This window comes from uncultured Algoriphagus sp. (genome assembly GCF_963974365.1).
GTDB lineage: Bacteria > Bacteroidota > Bacteroidia > Cytophagales > Cyclobacteriaceae > Algoriphagus.
The window spans coordinates 1-16,886 of record NZ_CAXBBX010000012.1 but is presented as its reverse complement, the minus strand read 5'-3'; the positions used below and the strand labels follow the sequence as shown (position 1 = coordinate 16,886).

Sequence of the window (16,886 nt, the reverse complement as noted above, 5' to 3'; positions counted from 1 at the left end):
ATAAAACCCAATCAATCAAATTCTACTTTTATCTTGACAGCAAATGCCCTAGATTGACTGGTTGAAAACATAGCAGTAAATGGCATACAGATTTTTAAAACATACATTTCTTATTGCTTTACTAGGATTAATTATTATTCCGAGTTTTGCACAAGTAAATAGACCAAATGTACTTTTCATCGCTGTAGACGATCTTCGATCAGAATTAGGGCATTTTGAAAATAGCAGCATCATCACTCCCAACCTTGACAAGCTCGCTGCTGAAGGTGTAAGTTTTACCAAGCATTTTGTCCAAGTCCCAACTTGTGGAGCTTCCCGTGCTGCTTTTCTGACAGGTAAAAGACCAAGCCGAACCGCAGAACTAGGTAACAACATCATGCAGGATGAATTTCCCAAAAAACCAGAAGGAGAAATACCTGAAACTTTTGTTCATCACTTGAGAAGAAATGGATATTACACCATAGGATTGGGCAAAATTTCCCACTCTGCTGATGGCTTTGTTTATGGGTACGAAGAGGAAGTTTCTGATATAAAAGAACTGCCTTATAGTTGGGATGAATTCCTTTTTGACGCAGGGAAATGGGAAACTGGTTGGAATGCATTCTTTGGATATGCAGATGGAGAAAATCGCCAAAGCATGAAAAAACAAGTCAAACCATATGAAGCTGGTGATGTGGATGACTTGGGTTATCCAGATGGACTGACAGCTCAATTAGCGATCAAAAAACTTAGAGAACTAAAAGACAGCTCCCAACCTTTTTTCTTGGGAGTAGGTTTCTTCAAACCACATTTGCCTTTTACCGCTCCAAAAAAATATTGGGATCTTTATGATGAGGATAAAATTCCACTTGCCAAAAACCCTGAGAAACCACAACATGTCGCAAACGCTAGCCTACAGGAAAGTGGTGAATTCAATGGCTACGAATTGGGTGAGGAAAAAGCTGGGTTGGACCATGTATTATCAAATGAATACGCTCGAAAAATCAAGCATGCATATTATGCAGCAGCTAGCTATTCGGATGCTCAGATAGGGTTGATTCTGAATGAATTGAAAGCTTTAGAATTGGATCAAAATACAATCGTAATCGTCTGGGGAGATCATGGTTGGCATTTAGGAGAGCAGCAAATTTGGGGCAAGCATACACTTTTCGAAAATGCTTTAAATTCAGCGCTGATCTTTAAAATCCCGGGTTCTAAGGTTAGTAAAATTGATAATTCTATAGTCGAGTCTGTTGATATTTACCCAACTTTGATGGAATTAGTAGGCGTGGAAAAGCCGAATAATCTGGATGGAGAAAGTTTTGCCTCTCTATTAAATTCCAAAAATTCTCAAAAAGGAAATGTAGCTTATTCTTATTATCATAATGGAATATCGATGCGGACAGACCGCTATAGACTGACTAAATATTTTAGAGAAGCTGAGCCGACAATTGAGCTTTATGATCATCAAACAGACCCATTAGAATCTATCAATATAGCAGCGGGAAACCCCGAACTCGTGGCGAATTTGATGCCTATATTGGAAGAAGGAAATACTGGACTTTACGATAAAAAGTAAGGTTTCCTTACTTCAACTTCTCGTTATTCTTATGTCGATCGATATCACGAATATTCTTCTTTTCGAAGTTCTTCTTCATTGCCTCAGTAAGGTCAACCCCCGTTTGATTGGCGAGACAGATCAACACCCAAAGCACATCTGCCATTTCATCGCCTAGATCTTTTCCTTTGTCAGATTCCTTGAAAGATTGCTCTCCGTAAGTCCTTGACATGATTCTAGCCAACTCCCCCACTTCTTCCATTAAAATAGTCATGTTAGTAAGCTCATTGAAATAGCGAACGCCAACTGTCTTGATCCATTGATCCACTTGCTCTTGCGCCTCTTTTATAGTGATTTCCTCTTTCATAAATGATTTAGGTTTAGCCAAAATTAACAATCTATTGATGCACTGGCAGGTCATTTTTCAGAGAAAAGGATCAGTTATTGATAATTAATATATTTTTCAGAATAGTACTGAAAAGCTATAATACCTCCAGTGAAGCTAAAACCGATTGCATGAATCAATATTTTGAGGCTATTAGAACATCTATCCTCTATTTCCCACTAGCAGCAGTTTTGAGTTTTGTGCCATATGCTTATTTTCAATACAAGAAAATAGGCTATGTCCAATTCAACAGAAGCTTAGTGTTTTATGTTTTTGGATTTTACTCCATGACAGCGTTCTTTTTGACATTGCTTCCCTTACCGGAAATAACTCCTGATTTCTGCGAAGTAAGATCAGGGAGATTTATCCCCAGCTATTTCCCATTCAGATTTGTAAAAGATACATTCAGAGAGGTTCAGGGAAACATTTCCCTTTTCAGTATAGTGAAAAGTACCACCTTTAAGGTAACCGCCTTCAATGTATTACTGCTGATGCCGCTTGGGTTCTTTCTCAGGTATTTGTTCCAACTTAAGAATGCATGGCTAGTTACCTTGATAGGATTTCTGACTTCACTATTCTACGAAGTCACCCAGCTCACTGCTATTTACGGATTGTATCCGTGCAGATTCCGCCATTTTGAGGTGGATGATCTGATCACCAATACATTTGGGTGTTTAATAGGTTTTGTAATTGCCCGATACTCAGATGTTCTTCCTAATATCTCCAGTATACCACTTGTGAATCGCAGCAATGTCACCTTGACACAGCGTTTTTTGGCAATCTTTCTGGACTCTCTATTGGTAATTTTAATTACTGCATACCTAATTGAAGGGCTTACTAATTATGTTTGGCTGCTATCCATCTTAAAAGTTGGATTGATTTTTAGCTACTTTATTTTCTTCAGTAAAATCACGAAAGGGCAAACATTAGGAAAAAGACTACTAGGAATTCGAATCGTCAGAATGGACGGTCTTCCGTTGACTTACAAGGACCTGATAGCTCGTTATGGAATCTTTTTGATACTTCCATTTCTAGTCGGGGAAGTATCCAAATTCCTTATCGACACCAGATTTGACGATAAACTTTATCTATTTCTTTATCTCCTATTTTTAGCAATTTGGTTTTTCGGTACGGTCATGGTCACATTTATTAGAAAAGATCATCGTGGTTGGCTAGATAGATTTGCACACACTACACAGGTGCTTGCTAAATAGTGTAAGAATAAAAAGTTCTCCTTTTTGAATTTTTTAAAGTTAAGAAAATACCATTCCTTAAAATTTTTATGGAATGTTTCGCGATGTTAGTTTAAATTGAAAGCTGGTATGGGCATTAGTCTATTCACTTGAAACAATAATTAGCCATCAGCTATGAAAAATTATATCGCATTAGTTTTCACTATTTTAGTTTGCATTTCTTGCTCTACAAAAGAGGAATCAAAAACTCTTCCTCGGATAGCCATCGCAGGATTGGCTATTGAGTCCAGTACTTTTTCTCCAGCAACTAGTGATGTGGCAGCATTCCGAACTAGAGAAGGAAACGATATTTTCAACTATTACCCTTTCTTGGATTCAGCTTCAGCAGATCGAGGAAGAGCTGAGTGGTTCCCAACTCTACGTGGACATGCCATTCCCGGCGGTATTGTTACTAGAGAAGCTTACGAAGAGCTCGTGGGCAAAACCCTGGAAATGCTTAAAGAAAATCTCCCCTACGATGGGCTTTTCTTCGATATTCACGGAGCGATGAGCGTTGTTGGTTTGGATGATCCGGAAGGTGATTTCATCATTCGCGTGCGTGATGTGGTTGGACCAGAAACCTTGATTTCCACCTCTATGGATTTACATGGAAATGTTTCTTGGAGATTGGCGGAAAACACAGATTTGATTACTTGCTACAGAATGGCTCCACATGAGGATGCTTTAGAATCAAAGCAAAGAGCAGTTGAGAACATGCTTGATCGCTTGGAAAGTGGCAAAGGAAAGCCAGGCTTCAAGGCTTGGATTCCTGTCCCAATTTTGCTTCCTGGCGAAAAAACAAGTACCAGAATTGATCCAGGGAAAAGCCTTTATGCAAAAGTAGATCCTATGACTAAAAAAGAAGGCGTGATCGATGCGGCTATTTGGATAGGTTATGCTTGGGCAGATGAGTCTAGAAATCATGCAGTGGTAATGGTGACAGGTGATGATGAAAAAGCAGTGAAAGAGTCCGCGGAAGAATTGGCACAAAGCTTTTGGGACGTGCGGAATGAATTTGAATTTGTAGCGCCTGTTGCATCATTGAAGGAGAGTTTGGATATGGCGATCGCCTCTGACAAAAAGCCTTTCATGATTTCTGATATGGGTGACAACCCAACAGCTGGCGGGGCTGGAGATGTGACTTGGACTTTGACAGAAATCCTGATGCGCCCAGAGTTCAAATCTGAAAATGGCCCTACATTGATTTATGCTTCTATCCCAGGCCCTGAGTTGGTGGAGAAAGCCATCGCCGCAGGAGTGGGAGGAAAAGTAGAAGGAACAGCTGGTGCCGCAATCGATGATCGATTTGCACCACCTATTATGCTCAAAGGAACTGTGGAAGCAATCAAAGAAGGAGACGGAGCTGCAGAAGTAGAAGTAGTGGTGAAAGTTGGTTCCGTTCATGTGATCGTCACTAAAAAGCGCAAACCTTATCACAATGAAAGTGATTTTACAGATCTTGGTTTGAAGCCAAGGGAAGCAGATATAGTAGTGGTGAAAATCGGATATCTAGTACCTGAGCTCTATGATATGAGAGCAGACTGGATTATGGCCTTGACACCGGGCGGAGTTGATCAGGATTTGGAGCGACTAGGCTATAAGCGTATTAATCGCCCAATGTTCCCTCTAGATAAGGATATGGCAGACCCGGATTTGAAAGCTAAGTTGGTCCCTGCTGCGGATGAGCTAAAAAAATAAATTCCCATATTGGGAACTTTTCCTTTATTTCTTTACTTTTGCAAGAGGACTGATAATGAGAATAATCGCCAGAAAAACGCTTAGAGAATACTGGGAAATTCACAATGATTGTGAACAGCAACTAAATGCTTGGTATCATGAAATTGCTAAATCTTCTTATTCCTCTATTAATGATTTAAAGGTAGATTATCCTAGTGCTAGCATTTTAAAAGAAGGTAGAATTGTTTTTAATATCAAAGGAAACAAATACCGTTTAATTGTGAAATTCAGTTTTGAACATCAACGTTGCTGGATTCGGTTTATAGGGACTCACGCAGAATACGATAAAATAAACGCAAACGAAATTTAAAATGGATATCTCACCTATCAGAAATGAAGAAGATTATCAAAATGCTTTGGATAGACTTGAGCTAATTTTTGATTCTAAAAAAGGAACTCCTGAAGGGGATGAATCAGAAATTCTGACTATTCTAATAGAAAATTATGAAGAAACTCATTACCCCATAGATTTACCAGACCCCATTGAAGCAATCAAATTCAGAATGGAGCAAATGGGTTTGAAACAAAAAGATTTGGCGGAGGTAGTTGGACTCAAAAGCCGCGTAAGTGAAATTCTTAATAAGAAAAGAAAATTGACTTTAGAAATGATTAGAAATTTAAGTTCTAAACTAAATATCCCTACTGAAATTCTAGTTAAAGAATACTGATTTGAATTCTCATGATGAATGCAAAACCATCCTCAGTTGAGGAATATCTTAGCTGGTTCTCTCCGGAAGTGCGTGAGAAGCTTGAACAAATGCGTGAGACCATCCAAAAAGCTATTCCAAAAGCAAAAGAAGTCATCAGTTATAGTATGCCGGCTTACAAAACCACAGAAGTGCTGGTTTACTTTGCCGCGGCGAAAAAACACATTGGTTTTTATCCAACTAACAGCGGTGTGAGCGAATTCAAGAAAGAACTGGAAGGTTTTGTAACTTCCAAAGGAGCTATCCAATTCCCTCTAAACAAACCACTGCCCTTGGAATTGATCGCTGCTATCTCACAATTTAGAGCCGCCGAAGCAGGGGCTAAAGCAGAATTCAAGATGAAAAAGAAGTGAATTATTAGGGTTCAATTTGGCTCATCCTGACCATAAGCTGCCTTAAAAGATTTGTGTTCTTTGCTTGACCTTTGAGGACTTTGTTGTTAAAAACCAGAATCTTAACCCAACACCATTTTAGTCGCATCAAGAAAACTATCTATTTCAGCCTTACTATTATAAATATGAGCTGAAATCCGAATTGCATCCAGCTTACTTTCTGGAACTTGGCGAATTCTAAAACCTTCTTTACTTATTAAACCAGCAGCCTCTTGGTAGTTCATTTTCTTAGGTTTGAAAGTAACCATACTGATTCGGGATTCGGGTTCCGCAGGACTTAATATATCTAGCATAGATCCCATCTCTGATAGCCCATCAAACAAGAATTGATTTAGCTCCTTAATTCTTGCTTTTACTTTCTCTTTCCCTATTTCTTCCTGAAATTCAGCAGCCGCCACGGCTCCTCGCATCATCGGCAAACTCTGACTTCCATAGTCAAAACGATGGGCTGTTGGTACATATCCCTTGAACTCTGGTGGATTCTGGTACAAATCCCAACCTAAATCAGAATATGCACCTACTTGATAGGCCTGCACTTGGTCCAAAACACCCTCTCTAACATACAGAAAACCAGTTCCGTTTGGACCCAAAACCCACTTATGGTAACTGCTTGCATACATATCACAGCCCAATTCATGAAGATCAAGATCGAAAGTGCCTGCTCCATGGGCACCATCAATAGCTGTAAATATTCCTTTACTTCTAGCGAAAGCTGAAATTTCTTTGATTGGAAAAACTAACCCAGTTGTGCACGTGATGTGAGGAATTGCAATCACCTTGGTTTTAGAAGTCACCAAGCTTTTAATCAATTCCAGATTCTCAGCTTGAGTAGCTTTGGGTTCAAAAGGCTTTAATACTATCCCATGCAATTTTGCCCGGTTCAACCAAGGCAACGCATTTCCCACATGTTCATGTAAGGTGATAATCACTTCATCTCCTGCCTTCAGGGGAAGACCCCAACACATAATATTAATCCCCTCAGTTGTATTATGAGTAAGAGAAATCTCAGAAGTTTTGATTCCCACAAAAGCTGCCAATTTCTCACGTTCTGGCTCTATATGACCATATTCACCAGATGTATTAGTGTCAACAAAGGAATTTTGTAAAGCATCCAAAACCACTTGAGGTGAAGGCCCAAAAGTGCCATTATTTAAGTAAACTCCACTGTCCTTCAGAGGAAATTTCTTTCTGAGCTCAGCCCAGAATTCTTCACCTACCAAAGAAGGGTTAATAGATTTCGGAGAGGTTTCCTCTGGAGATTTGAATGAAACCAAGCCTGGAATCGCTATTCCTGCACTGAGTTTCTGGATAAATGATCTTCTACTATTCATAAGGTCGGTGGCTATCTTTATGAGTTAGGAAATGATCTCCAATAATTCAAAGAAAATGCTACTAGCGAGTCAATAATTAGGTTGGTCGGAATACGTTCATTCCCCTAGAAAAAACCAGTTTACTATTGAGAAAAAATAAAGTAGGGTTTTACTTGTAAAAAAACAGTACGATATGCCACTTAAAACTTGTGACAAAGGTCATCAATTCTATAAAACCAGCGATTGCCCCACATGCCCGATCTGTGAAAAGGATAGAAAACCCACAGAAGGCTTTTTATCCAAACTGCCAGCTCCAGCTCGAAGGGCACTAGAGTCAATGCAAATTGACACCCTAGAAAAGCTAGGCACATTTACCGAAAAAGAAATCCTCTCTCTTCATGGTATGGGAAAAAGCTCTATTCCAAAACTAAAAGATGCCATGGAGAAAAAGGGGTTGACTTTCAAAACCCCGGATTAAATTGCATTTTAAAGTTCTCGTTACAATTATCCCTAAAACCCGAAATGATTCAGTACATCCTTTTTCTGCTTTTTGCATTCAGCTTACTTTTTAATCAGTCGAAACCTGAGATTACGGAAACTGACTATCTCGCAAAAGAACGAGCAAGGGTTATTCAACTAGCAGACAAATATGCTAGCGAAAAACCAATTACAGTCACGGCAGAAAGTAGCCCAAGATCTGCAGGCGGGATACATGATTTCTATTCAGAAGGAGATTATTGGTGGCCAGACCCAGACAATCCAGATGGACCATATATTCAGCGTGATGGCCTGACCAATCCTGACAATTTCACAGCACATCGTGAAGCGATGATTCGCTTCAGCCAGATTTCTGGTGCTCTTGCCTCGGCCTATTTAGTAACCAAACATGATAAATACGTGACAGCTTTGGCTCCACATCTGAAAGCTTGGTTTATAGACGAAGCCACGAAGATGAATCCAAACTTGCTTTATGCTCAAGCCATCACAGGAAAAGTTACGGGTCGGGGAATAGGCATCATCGACACCATTCAACTCATGGAAGTGGCCAAAGCGATTGAATCAGTGGAAGAATCAGCTGTGATTGATGAATCGGAAATTCAACAGATGAAAGACTGGTTTTCGGAATATTTGAATTGGATAACTACTCATCCATACGGGATAGATGAGCGTGATCATGGAAACAATCACAGTGTGTGCTGGGCAATGCAGGCAGTCGTTTTTGCGGAGCTTGTAGGAAATGAAGAAGTGCTGGAATACTGCAAGGAAATGTATAAAACTGTACTCCTACCAGATCAAATGGCGGCAGATGGAAGTTTCCCACTGGAACTCAAGCGTACCAAACCCTATGGGTATTCCCTTTTCACTTTAGATGCCATGGCAACGCTTTGTCAAGTGTATGCTGACGATTCCGAAAACCTATTTAGCTACCAAACAGCAGACGGGAAATCGTTGGAAAACGGGATTTCATTCCTCTACCCTTTTGTGGAAAACAAGGATTCCTGGCCCTACCAAAAAGATGTGATGTACTGGGACAAATGGCCTGTTCGACATACTTTTCTGCTTTTCGGAGGACTTGCTTATGGTCAGGAAAAATACCTTGAGCTATGGAATTCACTTGATGCTGATTTTGATACTCCAGAAATCATTCGAAATATGCCGGTTCGATTCCCTATGCTTTGGCTTTCTGATCAAGAAAAAGAAACCATTGGGAAGTTAGACGCTAAATTAATTTCGGATGCAGCCGCAAAAATAATAGCTTCTGGAGTAGTGAATTACAGTGACTTTGGGGCCAAAGGAGATGGCAAAACCGATGACATGCAGGCAATCATCGATGCGCATGAATTCGCCAATGAACATGATTTAAACGTGATAGCGGATGATGGAGCAAGCTATTACATTGGAGGAAAGGCTCGTACAGCCATCATCCAAACTGATACCGACTTTGGTACAGCATCCTTCTTGATTGACGATAGAAATGTGGAAAATAGAACTTCACCCGTTTTCTTGGTCAGCTCAAGCCTAGAATCTTATAAACTTGATGGCATCACTTCACTTAAGAGAAATCAGGAGAAAATTGACATCACTTTGCCAGGTTCTACGTTGATCACTGTCACCAATTCCAACAAGATGCGGTATATCCGATATGGGCTAAATCAAAACAATGGCGCTCCCCAAACAGATATTTTTCTAGTAGACAAAAATGGAAATGTGGATCAGGATGCTCCTATTATTTGGGATTTTGAGCAAATCACTGAGATCACAGCTCTTCCCATTGATGAGAAAACCCTGACTATTTCCGGAGGATTTTTTACCACCATTGCCAATCAGGAGGAATCGAAATACAACTATTACAGCCGAAATATCTCCATACAGCGATCCAATGTTATTGTGGATTCATTGGAGCATCGCGTCATTGAAGAAGGAAATCAAGGAGCCCCATACAGTGGATTTCTAAATATATCCAACTGCACAAACGTAACCGTTAGAAACACCATTTTGACGGGGCATAAAACCTACTCAACCATAGGAAATGCGGGAAAACCTGTAACTATGGGAACCTATGACATCATAGTGAACCGAGCTCTGAATGTAGCTTTTGTCAATTGTACTCAAACAAATGACATCGATAACAATGTTTATTGGGGAATAATGGGATCAAATTACTCTAAGAATCTGCTTTTCGATAAATGCGTCTTTTCCCGTTTCGATGCTCACATGGGCGTTGCCAATGCCACCATCCGAAACTCTACGCTAGGGCACATGGGAATTAATGCAATCGGAACTGGGACATTCACTGTAGAAAACTCCACTATTAGAGGAAGAAGTCTAATCAATCTTCGCTCCGACTATGGCAGCACATGGGAGGGAAAATTAATTATCCGCAACAGTAAATTCATTCCAAATGGAGGTAATAGCTACAGTGCTTCACTGATCAATGGCTATAATTCCGGTCAGCATGATTTCGGCTATACCTCTTATATGCCTGAGCAAATCATTATCGAAAACCTAAAAATTGACGACTCCAATCATCCTGATGATTACCAAGGCCCCGCTATTTTCGGGAATTTCAATTCCGAAAGAACAGATGATTCCTACGAAGAAAAGTTTCCTTATGTCTTAACCAAAGAAGTTAGCCTTAAGAATGTAACCACTACAAGTGGAAAGGATTTGAGAATCAGTAATAATGAGGTGATGTTTAAGGAGGTAAAGGTTGAGATACATTAAATCATACTAAATGACATTAACTCACCCACCCAGCTCAATCACCTTCTCAACAGCCTCCGGCACATCCTCAGCGTAGTGGCTAACATAAATAACAGTGATAGAGCTTCGCTCACAAATTTGCTGCACCGTATCTTTGAAAAGTCTTCGCTGAAACTCATCCATTCCTTGTGAAGCCTCATCGAGAATAAGCAGTTTGGGTTGCTTTATCAACGCTCTGGCCAGTAATGTCCAACGTTGGTTTTCCAGAGAAAGTCGGTTAATCACGATACTTGAAAAAGCCTCCAAATGAAAAAGCTTTATCCAAGATTCAGCCAATGCTTCCTGCTCGGCTGTTACTTTTTTATATAAGCCCATTGTATCAAAAAGCCCCGAAAGGATGACTTTTCGGCAAGTTTGATTGGCAGGAAAAAATCGGCTAAGCTCAGGGGCTACAAAACCAGTAGGCCGCTTCACATCCCAAATACTCTCTCCAGTTCCTCGTTTCCGCCCAAAGAGCCATAGATTTTGAGAATACGCCTGGGGGTTCTCTCCAACCAACAAACTGATCAAGGTAGATTTCCCAGAACCATTGGAGCCTTTCAATAACCAACGCTCTCCTGACCTCACCTCCCAGTTGAGGTTTGTCAAAATCTGCTTTTCTCCGTATTTGATATGGAGGTTTTCCAGACGAATTATTTCTGTATTTTCCTTAGGTCTTTTTGGTAGCAAGGAATCTAATAATCCCCAATCGTAAGCAAGATTTTGCTCATGTTTGGCGGTCAAATGAAAGTCAGCTACTTCCCACACATTCTCTATCCCTTTTCCACTTAATTTGGCTACATGAGTAATTCCTTCAGGGATTTCATTTGCTGAAGTAGTCAACAATACCTGCACACCTTTGGAAATTATAACTTTTAAAATCTCCCCAAACTCTGCCCTGCTTTTGACATCCAAACCAGTCATGGGCTGATCCATCAGGTAGATTTTCGGCTGACGCATAAGCCCCAGGCCTAGCGCCAATCGTCGGGTTTCCCCATTGGAAAGCAAGAGCACAGACTTATCCAGCAACTTCTCCAAATGCAATAATTCAGATACATTTTCCAAGGTCCAAGGCCCTTCAACTTTTGCTTTTACTTCCAATAAATATTCCCGAACAGTGGCTGTATCTTCAGATTCTGATGAGTTGAATCGCTGCTGAAAATAGAAGTTTTGCTGATTGGATTTATTGCGAATTTCGTAGCGCTGAGAAACGTAGGCTATCAGGTCTCGGAAAGAATTGATCTCACCGGAATTGGTTTTCCTCTCCGTATATTCCTGTGCAAAAGGTCGATTGATCTCCCCTATTGGAATCACGCAATTACCTCGAATGGTTTCAATAAAAGCAGTCATATCTGCCCCAGAAGTACCAATGATTGCCCATTGCTGACCTTCTTCCCATTTGAAATCCAGAGATTCAAAAACTTGCTTCCCTTTGGTAAGAACTTGGGCAGAATGGATTTGGAGTAAAGATTGCAAAATTGGAAGATTATAAAATTGGAAAATTCAGGAAGTAATTACACCCGATTCTTACTGTCAATTAGAATAGTCACCGGACCATCATTTACAAGGGCTACTTTCATATCAGCTCCGAATTCTCCAGTGCCTATTGACTTTCCCAAGTCTGCTTCTAATGTTTGGATCATCTGCTCATACAATGGTATGGCAATATCCGGTCTCGCAGCTTTTATGTAAGAAGGTCGATTCCCCTTTTTTGTGCTGGCATGAAGTGTAAACTGCGATATCAACAAAATCTCTCCGTTGATATCCAGCAAGCTCTTATTCATCACTTCATTTTCATCTGGAAATATGCGGAGATTAACGATTTTTTTTGAAAGCCAAGCGATATCCTCCTGATTATCTGACTCTTCAATTCCCACTAAAATCATCAATCCAGTTGAAATTTCAGCTTTTAGTTTCTCATCAATTTTAACGCAAGCCTCAGATACTCTTTGAATAACTACTATCATTTACTTAGCTCTTGCATTTCTCCAGAGGAAATCACTTCTACAGAATTTGATTTTTGCGTAAGCGCAGTTTTCACTAAAGCCTTAGCAACTTGATAATCATAGATCGGACGGATATTTTTAAAAATATTAAGCCAAATCAGCGGCTTCATCAATACCTGAGCAGCACTCTCCGAAAACCTAAACTCATTTCGGTTTCCCATCAAAAGTGAAGGCTTGAAAACTCCCAAATAGTCAAATGCAAAGGTTTTCAAATCTCGCTCAACTTCTCCTTTTACTTTCATATAAAAAAACTTAGAATTCTCATCAGCCGCCCCAGAAGAAACATATAGAAACTTCGATGCTCCAAATTGCTTTGCCCACTGGGCAAAAGAAATCACCATATCATGATCGATGGCATAAAACTTCTCCTTAGACCCAGCCTGGCTCATCGTGCTACCGAGAGCTGATAATGCATGAATTTCGGCAGTCTTTTCTGATAAAGCCTCCACAAGTGAATTATACTCACCTCCCAAGCTCTGAGCGCGAACCTTTTCCTCCCAATTCCAATCCAATAACTTCCCCATATCGCCTTCAATCTGGACGAGCTTCTGCTGCTTAATAGCAAGTTTCCTACGACCAACGCTTAAAACGTAATCGTAGGCTTCACTTTTAAAAAGCTGGTGAAGAATTGCCTTGCCTACAAGACCTGAAGCCCCGGAAATCAGTGCGATTTTCATAGAAATTATATAGTTGAGGCAATCAACGGAGTCAATTCCTCAGCGATTGCTTTGTTTTTATCTCGTGCATACCAAAGGTGTGTACCATCGGCAAATTCTTTGGAAGTAATATTTTGAGGATCGAGTTTATAAGCTTTCAGGCGATTCTGGAGGAACTCAGGTCTTGGTCCCCACACAAAAAGCTCTTTGCTTAAATCCCCACTTAAGCCTATCAAAATTGGAATTGACCTCGCTCCTTCGGTCAAGTAAGCATCCATGAGTTCTGGATTTTCATCCCGCAATACAAATTTCAAATCTATCAACGGATTCAAGGCCGCCAATTTTGCGATGAAAGGTACACTTTGCGCTGCGTCACCACACCAGGCTTCAGTGATTACCAACCATACTTGAGCAGAAGAAATGGAGGCGACAGCTTTTTCCAATTCTGGAGAAATCTTTGCCGTTTTATCCCAGCGATTCATCCGTTGCACATTCATTTTGGTGTAGTCCAAATAACTTTCGGAATGATTGATACCTGTGGTTTTATTTTCCGCAAGAAGTCGATCGATCATCTCTCTGTATTCAGAATAATTTTGAGCTGAGGAAATCAGCTCAGCCGTAATCACGTGTGTTTGTTGGTCTAGCATCAATTCGGAGTTTGGAGGTAAACAGACCTGGCTAGTCTTGAGTTCTTTCCCAATCCAAAAAATCATCAATCTCATCTTTTACTTTGGCATAAATAGCTAAAACTACACTTAGGTCATCCGCAAAGCCAAAGAACCCTAAGAAATCTGGAATGATATCGATGGGCGAAACAAAGTAAACCAAAGCCAATAAAACCAAGCCAAGTGTGCTATTGGTCATTTTGTGGACTCCACTGAAATGCGCTTTGATCATTCGAATAAAAACAGAAACTGGCTCAGTGAGCTTCTTGACACGTGGGTTCTCTCCAACTCTTGAAATCTTATTTCCAACTCCAGCGATTAGCTCGGAAACTTTTTCCTTTTGCTTTCCGAGCGCATCTACCTGTTTGCCAAAAAGCGCTTTGGCATTATCGATAGTAGCGGAAGTTTTAGATTTGAAGGTGTCCATAGTTAGATCAAAAGTAAATTTGAATCTCTGATTTCACTTGTTTCAACGCATAACTGATGGGATCGTTCTTTCTTTCCAAGGCCTGAGCAAAAATTGACTTTGCCATATCCAGCCCGGTAGCTTCCTCATTAAGTACTTGTCGGCTTTGATTGATGATCGTAGTCACTTCTTCCACAGCGCGTTTCACGGCTTCCCAAGTTTCTTCTGAAAAATACACCTGCTGGGAAAAATTATGGTTGAATTCTTCACGAACCTCTGCTAGCAAAAGCGAATGCAATTCACCAGAAGTAAGCCCTCCAGGATTAGATCTTCTCACCAAATTATTTGGGGTAATTCGCTCTAAGAAAAGGCAAATGCGCTCGGCAGCCTGTAAACGAATTGGAAGAATTGTTTGAGAATTTTGGGTTTTCAGTTCTACCAGTGTCTTTTCTCTTTCCTTGGAAAGAAAAGACACGACCACGAGATACATGCCATAAAGGACGATGCCGGCTGGCAAAAGAATTTTTAATAAATCGACTGCGTATTCCATTTTTGGGGATTAAACTCGAATTTGCACAAATTATCCCCGTTAGAAAACTTCCAGGGAATGTAAATTTGCATTCTCGCGAACCAATTCCCTGCCAAAACCATTTTCTCCACATGATAATTCCAATCAAAATCACCGAAAAGGCAGAAGCTGAGATCAAAAATATCATGGCGAATAAAAACATCCCTGCCGATTATCACCTACGTGTAGGCGTAAAAGGCGGTGGATGTGGCGGAATGTCTTATGCCTTGGGATTTGACAAACCAAAGGAAGAAGATCAAAAATTTGAATTAGCAGGGATTCCTGTTCTGATTGAGAAAAAGCACTACATGTTTTTGATGGGAATGCAGATTGATTTTTTTGAAGGAGACGAAGCACGGGGCTTTACTTTCGTCAATCCAGAGATCCCGAAAAGACATGATGTGGAAAGCTAATTAACCACGGTGGTCACAGATTTTTTCCGCAGTGAACGCAATTTATATAGTAGTCCTGCCTCTCCAAAAGCTGGACTACTATAGCTCTCCATTAGCTGAGGATTATCCACGGATTTTTTAATAAATTCATCCGGCATAAAACCGATACAATGAAAAAGTCTATCCTCACATCCCTTTTATTTTTCACATTCTTCCTAGCTTTTTCCCAAGTGAAACAACTCGAAAAAGATCAAGATCCAGGAAAAGGCAATGTCTCTGACTTGCATTGGCTAGAAGGTTTTTGGACAGGAACTGGTTTTGGTGGTGAATGTGAGGAAGTTTGGATGCCAGCTGTAGATGGGAATATGATTGGCACTTTTCGGTTTTGGAGTGAAGGGAAACTTGTCTTTTCAGAATTCATGAATATCGTGCAGGAAGGAGACACCTTTTCTCTAAAACTCAAACATTTTAATGCTGACTTATCTCCTTGGGAAGAAAAAGACAAGTGGACTACTTTTCGATTAGTGGAAGTCGGGGAGGACGCTGTGTATTTCCACGGCCTCACCATGAAGCGGGAAGGTGATGAAATTAACCTATGGCTCGCTCTCACAGAAGATGGAGTACGAACGATTGAGGAATTGAAGTATGTGAAACGAGCGTTTTAGCTATTAAAATCTCACCTTTTTAATTTCCCCACGTTAAATGTGATTTGAATAGATTCAGAAGATTTCTAGTCTAAAGTCTGGTCACATCTTCCTTTTTGATGTATGCCCTTTCATTTTTCCATTCGACTTCATACCAAATATCTTTTGAAGATTTAATTCGCACTCGATGCCCAGGTTCAACCATGTCAACAAGCTCTCCACCCGCAGTAGGCCTTGTGACAATGAACGTAGGGCTACTTGTGACGAGTCCTGTTCGGGGCCCATTTAGAAAGTTATTGGCTCCAAAAATCAAGACGATTAGCAAAATAGTAGGCCAGAATGTCTGAGTTTTCTCAGATTTCCTTCCCGTAATCCAACTAGTTAAAATAGAGAGCACGAGAAAAAGAGATAATGCCCCAACAATATAATCCTGATATTCAGTCAAAAATATCAAAAATCGCTGACCATCACTTACCTCGTAACCAACTAATGTGCTTTGTCCAGTGAGGCTTTTGATCTTGGTAATAGCTTGAGGATTTGGGTCCAAATCATAATATTTACTCAGATAAAGAGTCGCACGTTCATTGTCTCCAATCCCTTCCGATATGAAGGCCATTTTCAGCAGCATTGCCGGAGAATAAATCCCTGATTGGTAGTTTGAGTCGTAAATCTCCATCGCCTCTTTGTAGCTTCGAACATTAAACAAAGAATCTGCTTTTTCAAGAGCAATTACATCTGCTTGACAATGAATACTTTGTAGCGATATCGATAAAAATATCAAAAGTTTTGTGAGAAAGATTGATTTCACGTTTGGCATTTAAAATTTGTCCCCTTATTTTTGCAGTCCAATTACGGCAATGATCTGGCAAAAAGCAAGGCCAAGAAGTCAATTTGAAAGGTTTTAAGTAACCATTTTATGGTTAAAATTTCTGAAAATATTCAGAGCAATATGATTCCTTAGCTCAGCTGGTAGAGCAATACACTTTTAATGTATGGGTCCTGGGTT

The 16,886-nt window shown here is 40.2% G+C and carries 19 protein-coding genes; 10 read left to right on the top strand and 9 right to left on the bottom strand.

Annotated features, from left to right (window positions below; translation table 11 throughout):
• Positions 1–79: 79 nt before the first annotated feature.
• The gene (locus tag AACZ87_RS16355) at positions 80–1,558 is read left to right on the top strand and encodes a sulfatase (RefSeq protein WP_339868775.1); all 1,479 of its coding nucleotides are present in this window, start codon (positions 80–82) and stop codon (positions 1,556–1,558) included.
• A gap of 7 nt (positions 1,559–1,565) precedes the next feature.
• On the opposite strand, the gene AACZ87_RS16350 is transcribed toward AACZ87_RS16355, so the two are convergent.
• Entirely contained in the window at positions 1,566–1,904 is a 339-nt protein-coding gene (locus tag AACZ87_RS16350) for a nucleotide pyrophosphohydrolase (protein ID WP_283414497.1), read from the bottom strand.
• A 149-nt stretch (positions 1,905–2,053) separates the two neighbouring features.
• Between AACZ87_RS16350 and AACZ87_RS16345 the strand changes: the two genes are divergently transcribed.
• The 5 genes from AACZ87_RS16345 to AACZ87_RS16325 all read left to right on the top strand — a co-directional run bounded on the left by AACZ87_RS16345 (position 2,054) and on the right by AACZ87_RS16325 (position 5,951).
• Positions 2,054–3,136, top strand: coding sequence for a VanZ family protein (locus AACZ87_RS16345; RefSeq protein ID WP_339868773.1), 1,083 nt, complete (start codon positions 2,054–2,056; stop codon positions 3,134–3,136).
• Between the two features lie 153 nt (positions 3,137–3,289).
• A complete protein-coding gene (locus tag AACZ87_RS16340; RefSeq protein WP_339868771.1) occupies positions 3,290–4,852 on the top strand; it encodes a M81 family metallopeptidase in 1,563 nt (520 codons plus the stop codon).
• A 55-nt stretch (positions 4,853–4,907) separates the two neighbouring features.
• The gene (locus AACZ87_RS16335) at positions 4,908–5,201 is read left to right on the top strand and encodes a type II toxin-antitoxin system HigB family toxin (RefSeq protein ID WP_339868770.1); all 294 of its coding nucleotides are present in this window, start codon (positions 4,908–4,910) and stop codon (positions 5,199–5,201) included.
• A 1-nt stretch (position 5,202) separates the two neighbouring features.
• Complete coding sequence (locus tag AACZ87_RS16330) at positions 5,203–5,559, top strand: helix-turn-helix domain-containing protein (RefSeq protein ID WP_283414501.1); 357 nt, start codon at positions 5,203–5,205, stop codon at positions 5,557–5,559.
• Between the two features lie 11 nt (positions 5,560–5,570).
• Positions 5,571–5,951, top strand: a complete 381-nt coding sequence (locus tag AACZ87_RS16325) for a DUF1801 domain-containing protein (RefSeq protein WP_339868768.1) — start codon at positions 5,571–5,573, stop codon at positions 5,949–5,951.
• 101 nt (positions 5,952–6,052) lie between these two features.
• Here AACZ87_RS16325 and AACZ87_RS16320 read toward each other — a convergent pair whose 3' ends face one another.
• A complete protein-coding gene (locus AACZ87_RS16320) occupies positions 6,053–7,321 on the bottom strand; it encodes an aminotransferase class V-fold PLP-dependent enzyme (RefSeq protein WP_339868767.1) in 1,269 nt (422 codons plus the stop codon).
• Between the two features lie 172 nt (positions 7,322–7,493).
• Between AACZ87_RS16320 and AACZ87_RS16315 the strand changes: the two genes are divergently transcribed.
• Both AACZ87_RS16315 and AACZ87_RS16310 read left to right on the top strand, forming a co-directional pair.
• A complete protein-coding gene (locus AACZ87_RS16315; protein WP_339868766.1) occupies positions 7,494–7,778 on the top strand; it encodes an RNA polymerase alpha subunit C-terminal domain-containing protein in 285 nt (94 codons plus the stop codon).
• A 44-nt stretch (positions 7,779–7,822) separates the two neighbouring features.
• On the top strand, positions 7,823–10,525 hold the full coding sequence (locus AACZ87_RS16310) for an alginate lyase family protein (RefSeq protein ID WP_339868764.1): 2,703 nt from the start codon (positions 7,823–7,825) through the stop codon (positions 10,523–10,525).
• A gap of 21 nt (positions 10,526–10,546) precedes the next feature.
• Here the strand turns inward: AACZ87_RS16310 and AACZ87_RS16305 are convergent, their stop codons facing one another.
• Genes AACZ87_RS16305 through AACZ87_RS16280 form a run of 6 tightly spaced genes read right to left on the bottom strand, consistent with a single transcriptional unit; the run spans position 10,547 to position 14,826 of the window.
• Positions 10,547–12,019: an ATP-binding cassette domain-containing protein gene (locus AACZ87_RS16305; protein ID WP_339868763.1), complete on the bottom strand. Its 1,473-nt coding sequence runs from the start codon at positions 12,017–12,019 to the stop codon at positions 10,547–10,549.
• Between the two features lie 38 nt (positions 12,020–12,057).
• Positions 12,058–12,510, bottom strand: coding sequence for a D-aminoacyl-tRNA deacylase (gene dtd / locus AACZ87_RS16300; protein WP_339868761.1), 453 nt, complete (start codon positions 12,508–12,510; stop codon positions 12,058–12,060).
• Positions 12,507–13,226, bottom strand: coding sequence for an NAD-dependent epimerase/dehydratase family protein (locus tag AACZ87_RS16295; RefSeq protein ID WP_339868759.1), 720 nt, complete (start codon positions 13,224–13,226; stop codon positions 12,507–12,509). The genes dtd and AACZ87_RS16295 overlap by 4 nt, the downstream gene beginning before the upstream one ends.
• 5 nt (positions 13,227–13,231) lie before the next feature.
• Positions 13,232–13,852 carry a thioredoxin family protein gene (locus tag AACZ87_RS16290; RefSeq protein WP_339868757.1) on the bottom strand — a complete coding sequence of 207 codons (621 nt, stop codon included), beginning with the start codon at positions 13,850–13,852 and terminating at the stop codon, positions 13,232–13,234.
• 31 nt (positions 13,853–13,883) lie between these two features.
• Positions 13,884–14,297: a DUF1232 domain-containing protein gene (locus tag AACZ87_RS16285; RefSeq protein ID WP_339868756.1), complete on the bottom strand. Its 414-nt coding sequence runs from the start codon at positions 14,295–14,297 to the stop codon at positions 13,884–13,886.
• Positions 14,298–14,304: 7 nt separating this feature from the next.
• Complete coding sequence (locus AACZ87_RS16280; protein WP_339868755.1) at positions 14,305–14,826, bottom strand: hypothetical protein; 522 nt, start codon at positions 14,824–14,826, stop codon at positions 14,305–14,307.
• 110 nt (positions 14,827–14,936) lie between these two features.
• Here AACZ87_RS16280 and AACZ87_RS16275 point away from each other — a divergent pair, with 110 nt between their 5' ends.
• Positions 14,937–15,257: an iron-sulfur cluster assembly accessory protein gene (locus AACZ87_RS16275; RefSeq protein WP_339868753.1), complete on the top strand. Its 321-nt coding sequence runs from the start codon at positions 14,937–14,939 to the stop codon at positions 15,255–15,257.
• A 149-nt stretch (positions 15,258–15,406) separates the two neighbouring features.
• Positions 15,407–15,901, top strand: a complete 495-nt coding sequence (locus AACZ87_RS16270) for a DUF6265 family protein (protein WP_339868751.1) — start codon at positions 15,407–15,409, stop codon at positions 15,899–15,901.
• Positions 15,902–15,971: 70 nt separating this feature from the next.
• Here the strand turns inward: AACZ87_RS16270 and AACZ87_RS16265 are convergent, their stop codons facing one another.
• On the bottom strand, positions 15,972–16,697 hold the full coding sequence (locus tag AACZ87_RS16265; protein WP_339868749.1) for an SH3 domain-containing protein: 726 nt from the start codon (positions 16,695–16,697) through the stop codon (positions 15,972–15,974).
• Positions 16,698–16,886: the final 189 nt, after the last annotated feature.

Coding starts and splice junctions, on each gene's coding strand:
- AACZ87_RS16320 (WP_339868767.1), bottom strand. CDS start 7,321: ATGAATAGTAGAAGATCATTTATCCAGAAACTCAGTGCAGGAATAGCG.
- AACZ87_RS16265 (WP_339868749.1), bottom strand. CDS start 16,697: ATGCCAAACGTGAAATCAATCTTTCTCACAAAACTTTTGATATTTTTA.
- AACZ87_RS16275 (WP_339868753.1), top strand. CDS start 14,937: ATGATAATTCCAATCAAAATCACCGAAAAGGCAGAAGCTGAGATCAAA.
- AACZ87_RS16295 (WP_339868759.1), bottom strand. CDS start 13,226: ATGAAAATCGCACTGATTTCCGGGGCTTCAGGTCTTGTAGGCAAGGCA.
- AACZ87_RS16325 (WP_339868768.1), top strand. CDS start 5,571: ATGATGAATGCAAAACCATCCTCAGTTGAGGAATATCTTAGCTGGTTC.
- AACZ87_RS16290 (WP_339868757.1), bottom strand. CDS start 13,852: ATGCTAGACCAACAAACACACGTGATTACGGCTGAGCTGATTTCCTCA.
- AACZ87_RS16310 (WP_339868764.1), top strand. CDS start 7,823: ATGATTCAGTACATCCTTTTTCTGCTTTTTGCATTCAGCTTACTTTTT.
- AACZ87_RS16350 (WP_283414497.1), bottom strand. CDS start 1,904: ATGAAAGAGGAAATCACTATAAAAGAGGCGCAAGAGCAAGTGGATCAA.
- AACZ87_RS16355 (WP_339868775.1), top strand. CDS start 80: ATGGCATACAGATTTTTAAAACATACATTTCTTATTGCTTTACTAGGA.
- AACZ87_RS16340 (WP_339868771.1), top strand. CDS start 3,290: ATGAAAAATTATATCGCATTAGTTTTCACTATTTTAGTTTGCATTTCT.
- dtd (WP_339868761.1), bottom strand. CDS start 12,510: ATGATAGTAGTTATTCAAAGAGTATCTGAGGCTTGCGTTAAAATTGAT.
- AACZ87_RS16285 (WP_339868756.1), bottom strand. CDS start 14,297: ATGGACACCTTCAAATCTAAAACTTCCGCTACTATCGATAATGCCAAA.
- AACZ87_RS16335 (WP_339868770.1), top strand. CDS start 4,908: ATGAGAATAATCGCCAGAAAAACGCTTAGAGAATACTGGGAAATTCAC.
- AACZ87_RS16270 (WP_339868751.1), top strand. CDS start 15,407: ATGAAAAAGTCTATCCTCACATCCCTTTTATTTTTCACATTCTTCCTA.
- AACZ87_RS16280 (WP_339868755.1), bottom strand. CDS start 14,826: ATGGAATACGCAGTCGATTTATTAAAAATTCTTTTGCCAGCCGGCATC.
- AACZ87_RS16315 (WP_339868766.1), top strand. CDS start 7,494: ATGCCACTTAAAACTTGTGACAAAGGTCATCAATTCTATAAAACCAGC.
- AACZ87_RS16345 (WP_339868773.1), top strand. CDS start 2,054: ATGAATCAATATTTTGAGGCTATTAGAACATCTATCCTCTATTTCCCA.
- AACZ87_RS16330 (WP_283414501.1), top strand. CDS start 5,203: ATGGATATCTCACCTATCAGAAATGAAGAAGATTATCAAAATGCTTTG.